This is a genomic window from Tamlana sp. 2_MG-2023, assembly GCF_030548465.1.
In the GTDB taxonomy this organism is placed as follows: domain Bacteria; phylum Bacteroidota; class Bacteroidia; order Flavobacteriales; family Flavobacteriaceae; genus Pseudotamlana.
The window spans coordinates 281,747-296,385 of sequence record NZ_JAUOSF010000004.1 but is presented as its reverse complement, the minus strand read 5'-3'; the positions used below and the strand labels follow the sequence as shown (position 1 = coordinate 296,385).

Sequence of the window (14,639 nt, the reverse complement as noted above, 5' to 3'; positions counted from 1 at the left end):
AATGTATTTAAGGATTGTAAATTTTTTTCAATTCACGCAATCCAATTTTTAATCTCGATTTTATTGTTCCTAATGGAATATCTAACTCATCGCTAGCTTCTTGCTGCGTCATGCCTTCAAAAAAGAGGGCGTTAATCACTATTTGATATTTTTCATCTAGGCTACCTAAATGTTTCTTGATATCTAAAACATCCTGATTGAGTTCGTTGGATGTTACTTTATATACGGTTGAAGTCTCCATCTGGACTTCATTGTTATTTTTATTTTTTTGCGACCTAACCTTGTCAATAGCAGTGTTATATGCAATTCTGTAGAGCCAAGTAAATAATTTTGCCTTAGAAGCATCATATTTTTTCGCATACCTCCAGATTTTTACAAAAGTTTCTTGTAGCACATCTTGGGCTAGATCTTCATCTATAATCACTTTACGGATCACTCCATAAAGGGCGTCGGCGTAGTTTTCATAAAGTAAACTAATGGCCTTTTTATCTTCTTTTTGAAGGAGATTGACTATTTCTTTTTCTATTGCTGAAATCAATGTATAACGACTTTATATAAAACCTGCGGAAGTTGCAAGCGTGCAAAGTTAGAAATTTCTTTTTGATTACAAGATATTTACTTCGGCTTCAATAGATATATCAAAAAGACGTTTTACCGTTTTCTGAATTAATTTAGACAAGTTTAGAATTTCTTCACCTGTTGCGCCGCCATAATTTACTAGAACCAGTGCTTGATTTTTATGAACTCCATAGTGTCCAAATGTTTTCCCTTTAAAACCTGCTTTTTCAATTAACCAACCCGCTGGAACTTTAACGTCTTCTTCTGAAACTGGATAGGATGGTATGTCACTAAAATTCTCAGTAAGTTTATTGTATTTTGCTTTTGAAATCACAGGGTTTTTAAAAAAGCTACCACAGTTTCCAATAACTTTCGGGTTAGGAAGTTTGCTTTCACGAATAATAATAACAGCTTTGGAAACGTTTTGAATTGTTGGGTGTTTAACGCCTTCCTTTTCTAATTCTGAAGCAATTGCACCATAATGTACATGCAGTTTATGGTTTTTCTTCGAAAGTTTAAAGTGAACACTTGTTATGATGTATTTACCTTTTGCTTCTTGTTTAAAAATAGAATTTCTATAGCCAAAATGACAGTCTGCTTTGGTAAAAGTATGCATGGTTTTTGAATCAATAGAAATGGCTTCACAAGATTCAAAAGTGTCTTTTAGTTCGACACCGTAGGCTCCAATGTTTTGAATGGGTGCTGTGCCAACGTTTCCAGGAATAAGAGATAAATTCTCAATACCGCCATAATCGTTGTTAATAGTCCAGAGAACAAAGTCATGCCAAACTTCTCCAGCTTGGGCTTTTACAATTACAAAATCGTCATCCTCAGAAATGACCTCAATACCTTTGAAACCTAATTTAATTACTAAACCATCAAAATCTTTGGTTAGTAGCATGTTACTGCCACCACCTAAAATTAATTTGTTGGGGTAATCATTTAAAGAAAGAACCGCTTTCAGTTCATCGATATGATCTACAGAAACAAAATGTTTTGCTTTAGCGTCAATACCAAAGGTGTTGTATGGTTTTAAGGACGTATTTTGTTCGATTTGCACGGTTTTAGTCGTTATAAATTTTTAATGCTTCTTTTAAAATATGAACCGCTTTTATCAAGCTTTCTTTATTAAGTACGTAAGCAATTCTTATTTGGTTTAATCCAACACCAGGCGTTGAATAAAATCCGTTTGCAGGAGCTACCATAATAGTTTCTCCATTTATTTCAAACTTTTCTAAAAGCCATTGCGCAAACTTGTCGGTGTCTTTAACAGGTAATTCAACTATGCAGTAAAAAGCACCTTTTGGCTTTGCCACTTTAATGCCTTCTATTTTTTGCAGTTCAGAAATAAGGATGTTTCTGCGCTCTACATACTCTTTAATTACTTCATCAAAATAACTTTGTGGCGTGTCTAGAGCAGCTTCACTAGCTATTTGTGCATATGTTGGCGGACTTAGTCTTGCTTGGGCAAATTTTAAAACCGTTTCCATAACCATTTTGTTTTTAGAAACTAAAAAACCAACACGAGCACCACACATGCTATAGCGTTTAGAAACCGAATCTATAATAACGGCATGTTGCTCAATGCCCTTGACCTGCATAATGGAATAGTGGGTTTCACCGTCATATATAAACTCACGATACACCTCGTCGGCAACCAAAAACAAATCGTGTTTTATAGCTAAAGCCGCAAGTTGTTCTATTTCTTCTTTAGAATACAGAGTTCCAGTTGGATTTCCTGGGTTGCAAATTAGTATGGCTTTAGTTTTTGGGGTAATTAAACTTTCAAAAGTTTCAATCGATGGCAGTGCAAAATTATCATCAATACTACAAATAGCAGGAACCACGTTTACTCCTGTTGCTGTAGAGAATGCAATATAGTTAGCATAAAAAGGTTCAGAGATAATAACTTCATCTTCAGGGTCCATGATACTGCTAAATAAAAACTGCAAAGCTTCGCTAGCCCCAGTAGTAACAATGATGTCTTCATGAATTACGTTAATATCGTGCTTGTTGTAGTAAGCGGCTAACTTTTTTCTATAAGTTTCAGAACCTTGAGATCTAGAATAGGATAAAATATCAATATCACTATTTTTAACGGCGTTTATGGCAACTTCAGGGGTTTTTATGTCTGGTTGTCCAATATTCAAATAGTAAATGTGCTTTCCGTCCTCTATAGCTTGTTCTGCATAAGGAACAAGTTTTCTTATAGGAGAAGCAGGCATTTTGTGGCCTTTTTTAGAAATGGTTGGCATTTGGTAAATTTTAGGGTGTAAAGTTGAGAAAATTATATGAAGTTTTGCAATAAACGGGTTTAAATATGAGCGTATATCTAAGGATTTGATGAGTTCGCTAAGAAATAGCTCAAACTTTTGTTAATTTGTTTAATTGTAGGCCTGTAAATAAAAAAGGCTTAAACGTTTGTTTAAGCCTTTTGGTGTTTTATGAAAAGAAACGCTCTTTTATTGCATTACACTTTTGTCTTTTTTATCCATAACGCCTCCTTTTTCAACGACTAGACCTTTAATTTTAAGCGCTACAGTTGGAGTTTCAGCATTAGAAATTACCGTAATTGTTTTTCTAATAGGGTTGACTCTGTTGGTGTCATATTTCACTTCGATTTCTCCTTTTTTACCTGGCAAAATAGGATCTTTCGGTTTTTTAGGAATAGTACAACCACAACTAGATGATACTTTAGAAATGATAAGTGGCTCATTTCCTGTGTTTGTAAATTTAAAAACACGAACGCCATCAGAACCTTTTTCTACAGTTCCATAATCTATAGTATCCGATTCAAATTGAATTTTTGCCTGAGCGTTAACCGACAGACTAATTAATCCGATAAATAAAATTGTAATTAATGATTTCATTTTTTATGATTTTTATGTTGATTTTTCTTCGTTTATCCTTGTAATAAGTCTTCAAACATACTTACTTTTCCGATAATCTGCAAAAATAAAAGATGTAACGCCTAAATGTTAACACAATTCTAATATTCAAATGTACGGATCACTTCTAAATGAAGGCCTATATATATGTTAAAATATCGTTTTCTGCTCAGGTTATGAATTGATATAATAGTTTCACAGAAAAAGAAATATAAGTACTTTTGCACTTTATTATTCAAAAATTATTCCAAAGCATGCAAATTCCATCAAAATATGATGCCCATCAAGTAGAAGACAAGTGGTACAACTACTGGATGAAACATAATTATTTTCACTCAGAGCCTGATGAAAGAGAGCCTTACACCATAGTAATTCCGCCTCCAAATGTGACAGGAGTCTTACACATGGGGCACATGCTTAACAATACCATTCAGGATGTTTTAATTCGTCGTGCACGTTTGTTAGGGAAAAATGCCTGTTGGGTACCTGGAACAGATCATGCTTCTATTGCTACAGAGGCTAAAGTGGTTGCGAAACTTAAGGAGCAAGGCATTGATAAAAATAGCCTGTCTAGAGAGGAATTTTTATCTCATGCTTGGGATTGGACTCATGAATATGGTGGGGTTATTTTAGAACAACTTAAAAAATTAGGATGTTCTTGTGATTGGGAGCGTACGAAGTTCACCATGGATGATGACATGAGTGAATCTGTGATTAAAGTTTTTGTTGATTTGTATCAAAAAGGACTTATCTACCGTGGTTACCGTATGGTAAACTGGGATCCAGAGGCTAAAACAACACTTTCTGATGAAGAAGTTATACATGAGGAACGTCAGGGTAATTTATATTATTTAGAATATAAAATTGAAGGAAGTGATGAAACTTTAACCATTGCAACTACACGACCTGAAACTATTTTTGGTGATACGGCTATTTGTATAAATCCGAATGATGAACGTTTTGCACACTTACGTGGAAAAAAAGCCATCGTACCCATTTGTAATCGTGTGATCCCTATTATTGAAGATGACTACGTGGATGTAGAATTTGGTACAGGGTGTTTAAAAGTAACACCAGCACATGACGAAAACGATAAAAATCTTGGAGATAAGCATAATTTAGAGGTTATCGATATTTTTCATGATGATGCGTCTTTAAATAGTTTTGGATTGCATTATGAAGGCAAAGATCGTTTTGTGGTTAGAAAAGAAATCACGCAAGAATTAGAAGAAAAAGGCATTTTAGTAAAAACTGAAACGCATATCAATAAAGTAGGAACCTCTGAAAGAACAAAAGCTGTAATCGAGCCACGATTAAGTGATCAATGGTTCTTGAAAATGGAAGAATTGGTTAAACCAGCGATTGAGGCTGTTTTAGGTGAAGATTCTGAAATTAAATTGTTTCCTAAAAAGTTTGAAAACACGTACCGTCACTGGATGGAAAATATACGTGATTGGAATATTTCGCGTCAGCTCATGTGGGGCCAACAAATTCCTGCATATTTCTATGGTGATGGCAAGAATGATTTTGTTGTTGCTGAATCAGCAGAAGAGGCTCTAGAATTAGCAAAAACAGCTACAAAGAATACAGATTTAAAAGCTGAAGATTTACGTCAAGACACCGATGCTTTAGATACTTGGTTTTCTTCATGGATATGGCCAATGTCTGTTTTTGACGGAATTAGAAATCCTGAAAATGAAGATATTAAATATTATTACCCGACCAACGATTTGGTTACTGGGCCAGATATTTTATTCTTTTGGGTAGCTCGTATGATTATTTCAGGTTACGAGTATAAGAATGAAAAACCATTCAATAATGTATATTTAACTGGTTTGGTTCGTGATAAGCAACGTCGTAAAATGAGTAAATCGTTAGGAAATTCTCCTGACGCTTTAAAACTTATAGAGGAATATGGTGCCGATGGGGTTCGTGTTGGACTTTTATTGAGTTCCGCAGCTGGTAATGATCTCATGTTTGACGAAGCTCTTTGTCAGCAAGGAAAAGCTTTTGGAAATAAAATATGGAATGCTTTCCGTTTAATTCAAGGTTGGGAAATAGATGAAACTATTGAGCAGCCTGAAACATCGAAGGTGGGATTAGATTGGTACGAAGCTAAATTCCAGAAGGCTTTAATTGAAATAGAAGATCATTTTAGTAAATACAGACTGAGCGATGCTTTAATGTCTATTTATAAATTAATCATGGATGATTTTTCATCTTGGTTATTAGAAATTATCAAACCGGCATATCAAAAGCCTATTGATGCTAAAACGTATAAAGCAGTTATTGCAGCTTTTGAGAATAATTTAAAAGTTTTACATCCTTTTATGCCCTTTTTATCTGAAGAAATTTGGCAATATATTTCGGAAAGAACACCTGAAGAGGCATTAATAGTATCTAAGTGGCCAGAAGGTAAGACTGTTAATGATAATTTAATTTCAGAATTTGAATTTGCTTCTGAAGTAATTTCGGGTATTAGAAACATTAGAAAACAGAAAAATATCGCATTTAAGGATGCCATCGCTTTTTCAGTGATAAATAATGAAAATACCACAACTACTTTTGATGGTGTTATCGCTAAATTGGGGAATTTAGAAGCTATAGAAATTACTAAAGAAGCAGTTGAAGGCGCTTTAACTTTTAGGGTGAAATCCAATGAGTATTTTATTCCGATGGTTGGAGCGATTGATGTTGAAGCTGAAGTTCAAAAACTTACTGAAGAATTAAAATACACGGAAGGTTTTCTTAAATCTGTTCAAAAGAAATTATCTAATGAAAGGTTTGTTTCAGGTGCACCAGAGCAGGTAGTTGCCAGTGAAAAGAAAAAAGAAGCTGATGCTTTAAATAAAATAGAAACTTTGAAAGCAAGTCTAGCCAATTTGGGTTAATTTTTCTTCGAGACTATTTATAATATGGAGCTTTTCAATTATGTTTAACATAACTGAAAAGCTCTTTTTTTGTTGTTCGACTTTTTCGCGAGCAAGGTTTCGATTGTGTGTCTTGTAATGTTTTGATATAAAATTGGAAATTAGTATCAAATATTGATAATCTTTAGATGTTTTTGTGTGAGTTATTCTTAGTATAGGTTAATAAATATTGAGGTTTCGTGATTTATGTGTTCAAAAAAAATAGAATTGTATAATGGAGGTGTCTTAATTTCATGTTTTTATGGTTTTTTTAAGATTTCCTAGTATTAGTTATGAATAATCTTACCAATTTTTTATATTTGATACTCAAATCAAGTAATATAAGATCAATAGACTCACTGTTGATTATCAGTTGCTTAAATTAATTAATTAATTATGAAAAAAATTTACTTTTTAAGTTTGCTCATGCTTGTCATGGGATCCCTTTCAGATGTTTCTGCTCAATCTAGTGGAGAGAGTAAAGAAGGTGGTTGGTTTTTTGGACTAGGTTATAACTTTGTTGACGATTCAGGTACGGCAGGTAGTGAGCCTTTCAATTTTGATGATAACTGGCATTATACAGCTTATCCAAACAGATTAAATATTGGTTACAAATTAGGTAGTAGCGGTTTTGCTATTCAAGCTATTGGTACCATTAATACGTTACAAGAAGGTAAAAAGCTAGATGGCTATTACCCTGTTTTATCAGAAGATAAAGATTATTGGGCTGTAGATGGTATGATCTCATATAGCTTAAACAAATTTACGCCAAGACAAGGTTGGTTTGATCCTTACCTACAAGTTGGTATGGGTGGGTCTTCAATTGCTGATAATAGAGTTGTAACTTTTAATGCTGGTGCTGGTGCAAATTTTTGGATAGGTAAAAGTAAAAACTGGGCAATCAATTTAAATACCATGGGTAAATGGGGTATTAATAAGGATGATAAAGGTGAGAACCATATTCAACATGCTATTGGTGTGGTGTTTAAACCTGGTATCTTTAAAAAGAAGAAACCTGAGCCTGCTCCTGTTGTAGAGAAAGAACCAGAGCCAGAACCAGAACCAGTTGTTGAAGCAACTCCTGTTGTAGAGCCTACTCCAGAACCTAAAGTAGATGAAGAAGCTATTTTACGTGAACAAATGGCATCTGACTTGAGTGAAGTACGTCGTGTGTACTACGATTTTGATTCTTCAACTTTAACCTCTGACGATCAAGATATCGTTGATGAATTGGTTGTATTCATGAATAAATACCCAACAGCTGTTCTAGATATTAAATCTCATGCAGATAGTAGAGGAGCGAAAGACTATAACCTTCAGTTATCTCAAAAGAGATCAAAAAGTATCGTAGATTATGCAGTAACTCATGGTATTGATAGATCTAGATTCCAAGCTGATGGATTTGGTGAAACTCAGTTAAACAATGGATGTTCTGATGGTGTTAAATGTACTAGAGAAGAGCACAGAGAAAACCGTAGAACGGATTATGAATTAATTTGGGAATAGAAGAATAGAATTTTAATCCAATAATACATACTTAAAAAGGGCATTCTGACATCAGAATGCCCTTTTTTTTGCATGACATGATAGTGAATTATTTTTTGGTTGTCCGTAACCTGACATAGAATTAAAATGATCTTGATTTTATTCTTCAGTAGGAGGTACAGCTGAAGAACCTTTCAATGGTTCGTGAGGTTCCTCTAATTGCTTAACCTTTAAAAGAATGACAAAAAGTACATTAGGTATGTTCACCGATATACTGTGTAATTTTTGAATAATTATGTTCGTGCCTCATTATAGTCATACATTTAACTAATTTTTACGAACGCGATGGTATTAAGTGCTATTGGTGTTTTTCCGGAAATTACGATTAACTAAAAAAGGAGAAATTTGATAATTGATTACTAAAAGCTAAAGTAGATAACCCTAAAGTTACTTCGATAGTAATAATTTATTGAAATTTAGGGACGGTATAAGCTGTTTTCTTTGTTGAGTTAAAACGAAAGTTAAACGCTAATAATTGAAATAATATTACATGATATTCTATTACAAGTTATTCTAGCTGTTTTAAGATTGAACCTTGAAATTTTCAAAAGATTGTTTAATTAGTAAGATAGAAAAAGGAGACAAAAACAGAGTAGATAAATAATAAACCGAATAGAAAGCTAAAAGGGAATAACTTGCTTTAATCTTATTTTCTGTATAGGAAGTAATTGTCAACAAGCTCTATATACAACTGCTTGGCCTCATCTTCAGTTAAGCCTTTGGCTTGAAATAGCGCATTTGTTTTAAAGGCGTTTATGATGGGTTTTTTGCTTCTTGGGCGTCCATAGTCATTTGTGGCCTTTTTGTAGTACGCATATAGCTTCAATAAAGTATCGGCAGGGAAAGGTTCCGTATAAGCGTTAACACGATCTACAGCTTGATCAAATTCAATATCTAAATCACTTTTGCTCATTTATTATTTTAATTCAGCTATAATACTTTCACCACCACGAACTTTCTGATTTAACTGCACCTTAATTTGTGTGTCTAGTGGTAGATATAAATCAACTCTAGATCCAAATTTAATAAAGCCAGAATCAGTTCCTTGAACCGCTTTATCATTTAATTCAGCATAGTTAACGATGCGTTTAGCAAGCGCTCCAGCAATTTGTCTGTATAATACTTTTCCGTAAGTTTCATTTTCAACAACTACGGTGGTTCGCTCATTCTCTTCACTAGCTTTTGGGTGCCATGCTACTAAATATTTGCCAGGATGATATTTGCTGAAAATAACATTACCACTAATAGGGTAGCGTGTAACATGCACATTTATTGGAGACATAAACACACTGACTTGCAGGCGTTTTTCTTTAAAATACTCCTTTTCAAAAACCTCTTCTATGACCACAACTTTACCGTCTACAGGAGATAATACTTGGTTGTTGTTTAAATTCGTGAGTCTTTTTGGGTTTCTAAAGAACTGAAGTATAAGTACCAAGAAAACGATTAAAGCTAGCAGCAAAACGATTCTTAGCCAATTTATAGTGATAAAACTATCAACAAGTAAAGCAGATCCAATAACGATGATAAACGTTATTACTATAATTTTATAGCCTTCTTTATGAAACATAATATAAAATTCTTAAAAATAAATATATAAACGGTGCAGCAAAAATAATACTATCTAAACGATCTAATAATCCTCCGTGACCTGGCATGATAACACCACTGTCTTTTACTTTAGCTTGTCTTTTAAACTTAGATTCTATTAAATCGCCTAGCGTGCCAAAAACACTAACAATAATACTTAAAACTAACCAGCTTGCCGAGTTTAAAGTCTCGGTAAAGGTAGCAATAAAATAGCTTGCTACACAGGAAAAGAAGAGTCCGCCAAGAAAACCTTCAACTGTTTTTTTAGGTGAAATGGATTCAAAGAGTTTTTGTTTACCGAAGTTTTTACCAACTAAAAAAGCAAAAGTATCGTTAACCCAAATCAATATAAAGGTTCCCAATAATATTTTAGGATTGTACTCCTGATGATTTGTTGTAATAAGTACCAAAAAAACAAAAGCGCTAGACAGGTAGAAAGTCGTTAGTAAAAAACGTTTTGTACTAAATAGTGGTATTGTTTTTTCAGAAAACAAATCCTTTATTAAAAATAGGTTCACAAAAATAGATAATACTAGGAGTATTTGAGTGGCTTCGATTAATCCCTCATTGGTGTTTAATACCGTTTGCCAATATCCGAAGAAGATATAAAGTATTATAAAGATGATGTAAGGAATATTACTTTTTAGCTGAATGAGTTTTTGAAATTCAGCCAAACATATTAATCCGAAGACACAAAATAGCGCAATTAATAGATGCTCAAAATATAATGAAACAAGTAAAATTGATATATAAAGAAATCCTGATAGGGACCGAATAACTATTTCTTTCATTCTATAAATCTTCTAAGAGTAGGAGGTATAGGTTTTTAGCGCTACTGCCATAGCTTAGGAAGTCATTATCTTCGCCAGATTTAAAATGCTTAATTGTAGTGATATTGGTTGGGATTTGTTTCGTGTTCTTAGACTTAATACCTTTTAATCCTTCACCAATAGTTTCTACTAATTGACTTGTTGTTGCAAATACAATAAAATTGAAAGGAAGTTCGATAAGTTTTTTCTCAAAAATCTGTTTTGATGAAATTAAGATAGATCCATCATTTGCAATTAAATTTTCACAAGTTGTTAAGAAAAAAGGAGCTTGGTTAAGTTTTTTGGTTGGATTTAAGTTCAGGGTTTTAAACTTATTCTGTAATTCTGAATCTAATAAAAGCACCTCTTCTTGTTGCCAGTCATTTTCATTAATGATGTGCCCTAAGTTTTGGTACACTTCCTTTAAGTCATCACAATATAGAAATTTACCGCCATTGGCCTTGAAGTTTATTGTAAACCGCTCATCAATAGGGATTTTTACTTCTGGCATATAACGCCCTCTATGATCTGATTTCATCTCCTCGTCAGGTTTCTTAGATTTTGAACCAAAAATTTTTCTAAAAAGACTCATTAAGTGCTATGATTATAAGAATTTAATTTGAGAGGATCATCAAATATAAAAAATCTTAAACTAATCATATGATTAATTTAAGATTTTTGTATCCAACTTAAAATTTAAAAAGTTCTAAGCTTGTTCTTCAGTATTATTATTTTCAGGTTTAGACGTTATCGCTTCTTCTCTAAGGAAGGCACGTTTTCCGAATATTTTCTCAAGGTTATCCTTGAAGATCACTTCTTTTTCTAAAAGTACCTCTGCCAATTCCGTTAACTTGTCTTTGTTTTCTTCAAGTAACTTGATAGCACGTTGGTATTGCTCTTCAATAATAGCTGAGATTTCTTTATCAATTAAAACAGCTGTTTCTTCACTATAAGGTTTCGTGAAACCATGATCACTTTGTCCAGAATCATAATACGTTAAGTTTCCAACTTTGTCACTTAAACCGTAAATGGTTACCATGGCACGGGCTTGTTTCGTTACTTTTTCTAAATCACTTAAAGCACCTGTTGAAATTTTATCGAAGATTACTTTTTCAGCAGCACGACCACCAAGAGCGGCGCACATTTCGTCTAGCATTTGTTCCGGACGCACAATTAAACGTTCCTCTGGTAAGTACCAAGCAGCACCAAGTGAACGACCACGAGGTACAATAGTAACTTTTACCAATGGCGCAGCATGCTCTAGCATCCAACTCACTGTGGCATGTCCAGCTTCGTGGAAAGCTACAGCTTTTTTCTCGCTAGGGGTAATAATTTTATTTTTCTTTTCTAATCCGCCAATAATTCTATCAACAGCATCTAGAAAATCTTGTTTGTCTACAGCCTTTTTGTTGTTTCTTGCAGCAATTAGAGCCGCTTCATTACAGACATTGGCAATATCGGCTCCAGAAAAACCTGGTGTTTGTTTTGAAAGGAAATCTAAATCTAAGTTTTCAGCTTTTTTAAGCGGTCTTAGATGTACTTCAAATATTTCTTCACGTTCACGAACGTCTGGTAAATCAACAAAAATCTGTCTATCAAAACGTCCAGCACGCATTAAAGCTTTATCTAAAATGTCAGCTCTGTTCGTAGCAGCAATCACAATAACATTGGTGTTGGTTCCAAAACCATCCATTTCAGTTAATAACTGATTTAACGTGTTTTCTCGTTCATCATTACTTCCTGACATCGCATTTTTACCTCTAGCACGTCCAATGGCATCAATTTCATCAATAAAAATGATTGAAGGCGATTTTTCCTTAGCTTGTTTGAATAAATCTCTAACACGAGATGCTCCTACACCAACAAACATTTCTACAAAATCTGAACCAGACAATGAGAAGAAAGGCACTTTAGCTTCACCTGCAACAGCCTTAGCTAATAAGGTTTTACCAGTTCCTGGAGGTCCTACAAGTAATGCACCTTTAGGAATTTTTCCACCAAGGGTGGTATATTTTTCAGGGAATTTAAGGAAATCTACAATTTCTTGTACTTCTTCTTTAGCGCCTTCTAATCCAGCAACATCTTTAAAGGTTGTTTTAACTTCAGTTTTTTCATCAAAAAGCTTAGCTTTTGATTTTCCGATGTTAAAAATTTGGCCTCCTGCACCACCTCCTGCACCACCAGACATACGTCTCATGATAAATATCCATACACCAATAAGTAAGATAAAAGGAAGAATGCCCATTAAAAGGTTCCCTAAGTCATTGGTTTCCGTATCAAAGGTTACCGATGGTTTTGTAGGTAAATCTTTTATGCCTTCATTTAATTCGTTTTCAAAATTTTGAAGATCACCAAATTCAAATTTATAGTTTGGTAATTCTGTTGCCGAAGGAATAATAGATTGGGGTTTAGAGCCTTTATGTACTTCTTTAGACTGTGCTTCAGAAGTTAAATATACCTTTGCAACACGTGTGTTTTTTACAATGTTCACACGGGCTACGTCACCATCTTTTAAATATTGGAAGAATTCTTGCGGGGTAGTTGTGTTACCACTTTCATAACTATCTCCACTGAATAATTGAAATCCTAAAAATAAAGCTATTAATGCCCCGTAAACCCAATACGGACTAAATTTTGGTTTGTTGTCTTTTGGTTTTTTATTGTCCTTTGCCATTTGATTTTTTTAGTAGTTGGTTTCTATTACGGTTGTTTTTGCATCACCCCAAAGACTTTCGATGTCGTAAAACTCTCTAATATGCTTTTGGAATACGTGTACAACAACATTAACGTAATCAATTAAAACCCACTCGGCGTTATCCATACCTTCAGTATGCCATGGGTTATCCTTAAGTTCTTTGCTTACTTTTTTCTGGATGGAGTTAACAATAGCGTTTACTTGTGTATTTGACGATCCTTCGCAAATGATGAAGTAATCACAAACCGTATTTTCAATCTCTCTTAAATCTAGAATATTTATTTCTTGTCCTTTAACATCCTCAATGCCACTTATTATAACGGATATTAATTGGTCTGCGCTTATTTTTTCTTTCGCCATTAAATTTATTTAATTTGTGCAAAGTTATTATTTTTTTAGTTCTTTATACTTTAAAAATATGATAAGATTTAGTCTTATATCAATAACTTGTCCATGAGCATAATCAAACTTGATGCCACCGATTCTACAAATAGCTATTTGAGAGAACTCTATACGAATGAGGTTGTTGAGGATTTTACTACGGTTATCGCCAAAAAGCAGACACAAGGAAGAGGGCAAATGGGCGCGAAATGGGAGTCTCAAGACTCTAAAAACCTCACGTTTAGTGTGTTTAAGAACACAGAAGCACTTTCTTTAGAATCTCCTTTCGCCATTAGTTTGGTAGTCGCTTTAGCCTTAAGGAAAGCTCTTCAATCGTTTTTAATTCCTCATTTATATGTCAAATGGCCTAACGACATTCTGTCAGTAAACAAAAAGATTTGTGGTGTTTTAATTGAAAATGTCATAAAACAACAGGATGTTACAGCATCAATTATTGGTATCGGATTGAATGTGAATCAAATTGAATTTGAAAATTTGCCTAAAGCATCCTCTTTAAAACATATAACAGGGATTATTTATGATTTAGATGAAGTTGCTCTTGTTATTTTAAATCAGCTGAAATATTATTTTGAAGTTTTAGAAGCTGGAAATTATGAGGAACTTAAAGAGGCTTATGAATCGTGTTTGTTCAGAAAAAATAAACCCTCAACATTCGAAGATGCTGAAGGTTTAAAGTTTTCTGGGTTTATAAAAGGTGTTTCTGATTTTGGAAATCTTCAAGTGTTATTAGAAGATAACATCATAAAAGAATTCGATTTAAAAGAAATTACCTTATTATATTAAACCGCTTTAGGAATATTGGTCGCTAAAGTTTCAATAAGTTTTGTGATCGGGCCTTTAATCATCATGGCCATCATCGGATTGATGTTACCATCAAAAAGTAATTGTACTTCACTTGCACCACTGTCAATTTTATTTATTGCCGTAGTTAGAGAAAAGTCTATTTTTCCGCCAGCAGCTCCTAGTATAATTTTATTAGGAGGAATCACTTCCTTTTTCTTAAGGACGATATCAGGCATTCCTTTTAGGGCAAAAAGAAATTTATCTTCTCCTAAAACTTCAAATTTGCTAATGTTTTCGGGCATTATGGATTCAAAATTTTTAATATCAGATAAAAAACTGAAAACTTCTTCAGAAGATTTTGTTACCGTAACTTTTGGGGATTCTAAATTCATAATATTTTAAAATTGTGATTTGTTGTAACTTTGATTGTGTCTTTTTAAGTCAGTTCAATCAAATTATA

Annotated in this window: 14 protein-coding genes; 3 read left to right on the top strand and 11 right to left on the bottom strand. The window is 33.6% G+C overall.

The features are described from left to right. Positions 1–7 precede the first annotated feature (7 nt). The 4 genes from Q4566_RS08745 to Q4566_RS08730 form a co-directional block, all read right to left on the bottom strand. Positions 8–538 (bottom strand): RNA polymerase sigma factor, encoded by a 531-nt coding sequence (locus Q4566_RS08745; RefSeq protein WP_303420250.1) that lies wholly within the window; start codon positions 536–538, stop codon positions 8–10. Between the two features lie 66 nt (positions 539–604). Further along, positions 605–1,618, bottom strand: a complete 1,014-nt coding sequence (murB, locus tag Q4566_RS08740) for a UDP-N-acetylmuramate dehydrogenase (RefSeq protein WP_303420249.1) — start codon at positions 1,616–1,618, stop codon at positions 605–607. Between the two features lie 4 nt (positions 1,619–1,622). Continuing rightward, a complete protein-coding gene (locus Q4566_RS08735) occupies positions 1,623–2,813 on the bottom strand; it encodes a pyridoxal phosphate-dependent aminotransferase (RefSeq protein WP_303420248.1) in 1,191 nt (396 codons plus the stop codon). A gap of 207 nt (positions 2,814–3,020) precedes the next feature. Then, a complete protein-coding gene (locus Q4566_RS08730; protein WP_303420247.1) occupies positions 3,021–3,428 on the bottom strand; it encodes a DUF1573 domain-containing protein in 408 nt (135 codons plus the stop codon). Between the two features lie 272 nt (positions 3,429–3,700). Between Q4566_RS08730 and Q4566_RS08725 the strand changes: the two genes are divergently transcribed. Together Q4566_RS08725 and Q4566_RS08720 are read left to right on the top strand one after the other, a co-directional pair. Further along, a complete protein-coding gene (locus tag Q4566_RS08725) occupies positions 3,701–6,337 on the top strand; it encodes a valine--tRNA ligase (RefSeq protein ID WP_303420246.1) in 2,637 nt (878 codons plus the stop codon). A gap of 414 nt (positions 6,338–6,751) precedes the next feature. Then, positions 6,752–7,861 carry an OmpA family protein gene (locus Q4566_RS08720; RefSeq protein ID WP_303420245.1) on the top strand — a complete coding sequence of 370 codons (1,110 nt, stop codon included), beginning with the start codon at positions 6,752–6,754 and terminating at the stop codon, positions 7,859–7,861. Between the two features lie 685 nt (positions 7,862–8,546). Here Q4566_RS08720 and Q4566_RS08715 read toward each other — a convergent pair. The 6 genes from Q4566_RS08715 to rsfS form a co-directional block, all read right to left on the bottom strand. Continuing rightward, complete coding sequence (locus tag Q4566_RS08715) at positions 8,547–8,813, bottom strand: acyl-CoA-binding protein (protein WP_303420244.1); 267 nt, start codon at positions 8,811–8,813, stop codon at positions 8,547–8,549. 3 nt (positions 8,814–8,816) lie between these two features. Further along, positions 8,817–9,470, bottom strand: a complete 654-nt coding sequence (locus Q4566_RS08710; protein ID WP_303420243.1) for a phosphatidylserine decarboxylase family protein — start codon at positions 9,468–9,470, stop codon at positions 8,817–8,819. After that, a complete protein-coding gene (locus Q4566_RS08705; RefSeq protein WP_303420242.1) occupies positions 9,460–10,281 on the bottom strand; it encodes a phosphatidate cytidylyltransferase in 822 nt (273 codons plus the stop codon). The genes Q4566_RS08710 and Q4566_RS08705 overlap by 11 nt, the downstream gene beginning before the upstream one ends. A 1-nt stretch (position 10,282) precedes the next feature. Continuing rightward, complete coding sequence (locus Q4566_RS08700; RefSeq protein ID WP_303420241.1) at positions 10,283–10,891, bottom strand: LUD domain-containing protein; 609 nt, start codon at positions 10,889–10,891, stop codon at positions 10,283–10,285. Positions 10,892–11,005: 114 nt separating this feature from the next. Further along, positions 11,006–12,973: an ATP-dependent zinc metalloprotease FtsH gene (gene ftsH, locus Q4566_RS08695; protein ID WP_303420240.1), complete on the bottom strand. Its 1,968-nt coding sequence runs from the start codon at positions 12,971–12,973 to the stop codon at positions 11,006–11,008. A 9-nt stretch (positions 12,974–12,982) separates the two neighbouring features. Beyond that, on the bottom strand, positions 12,983–13,354 hold the full coding sequence (rsfS, locus tag Q4566_RS08690) for a ribosome silencing factor (protein ID WP_303420239.1): 372 nt from the start codon (positions 13,352–13,354) through the stop codon (positions 12,983–12,985). 93 nt (positions 13,355–13,447) lie between these two features. Here rsfS and Q4566_RS08685 point away from each other — a divergent pair, with 93 nt between their 5' ends. Continuing rightward, the gene (locus Q4566_RS08685; protein WP_303420238.1) at positions 13,448–14,179 is read left to right on the top strand and encodes a biotin--[acetyl-CoA-carboxylase] ligase; all 732 of its coding nucleotides are present in this window, start codon (positions 13,448–13,450) and stop codon (positions 14,177–14,179) included. Here the strand turns inward: Q4566_RS08685 and Q4566_RS08680 are convergent. After that, entirely contained in the window at positions 14,176–14,571 is a 396-nt protein-coding gene (locus Q4566_RS08680; RefSeq protein ID WP_303420237.1) for an SRPBCC family protein, read from the bottom strand. The genes Q4566_RS08685 and Q4566_RS08680 overlap by 4 nt on opposite strands. Positions 14,572–14,639 lie beyond the last annotated feature (68 nt).

Excerpts from the sequence above, each read along its gene's own strand:
- ftsH (WP_303420240.1), bottom strand. The coding sequence starts at position 12,973 with ATGGCAAAGGACAATAAAAAACCAAAAGACAACAAACCAAAATTTAGT.
- Q4566_RS08680 (WP_303420237.1), bottom strand. The coding sequence starts at position 14,571 with ATGAATTTAGAATCCCCAAAAGTTACGGTAACAAAATCTTCTGAAGAA.
- Q4566_RS08720 (WP_303420245.1), top strand. The coding sequence starts at position 6,752 with ATGAAAAAAATTTACTTTTTAAGTTTGCTCATGCTTGTCATGGGATCC.
- Q4566_RS08700 (WP_303420241.1), bottom strand. The coding sequence starts at position 10,891 with ATGAGTCTTTTTAGAAAAATTTTTGGTTCAAAATCTAAGAAACCTGAC.
- Q4566_RS08710 (WP_303420243.1), bottom strand. The coding sequence starts at position 9,470 with ATGTTTCATAAAGAAGGCTATAAAATTATAGTAATAACGTTTATCATC.
- Q4566_RS08725 (WP_303420246.1), top strand. The coding sequence starts at position 3,701 with ATGCAAATTCCATCAAAATATGATGCCCATCAAGTAGAAGACAAGTGG.
- Q4566_RS08705 (WP_303420242.1), bottom strand. The coding sequence starts at position 10,281 with ATGAAAGAAATAGTTATTCGGTCCCTATCAGGATTTCTTTATATATCA.
- Q4566_RS08685 (WP_303420238.1), top strand. The coding sequence starts at position 13,448 with ATGAGCATAATCAAACTTGATGCCACCGATTCTACAAATAGCTATTTG.
- Q4566_RS08730 (WP_303420247.1), bottom strand. The coding sequence starts at position 3,428 with ATGAAATCATTAATTACAATTTTATTTATCGGATTAATTAGTCTGTCG.
- Q4566_RS08735 (WP_303420248.1), bottom strand. The coding sequence starts at position 2,813 with ATGCCAACCATTTCTAAAAAAGGCCACAAAATGCCTGCTTCTCCTATA.
- Q4566_RS08715 (WP_303420244.1), bottom strand. The coding sequence starts at position 8,813 with ATGAGCAAAAGTGATTTAGATATTGAATTTGATCAAGCTGTAGATCGT.
- rsfS (WP_303420239.1), bottom strand. The coding sequence starts at position 13,354 with ATGGCGAAAGAAAAAATAAGCGCAGACCAATTAATATCCGTTATAATA.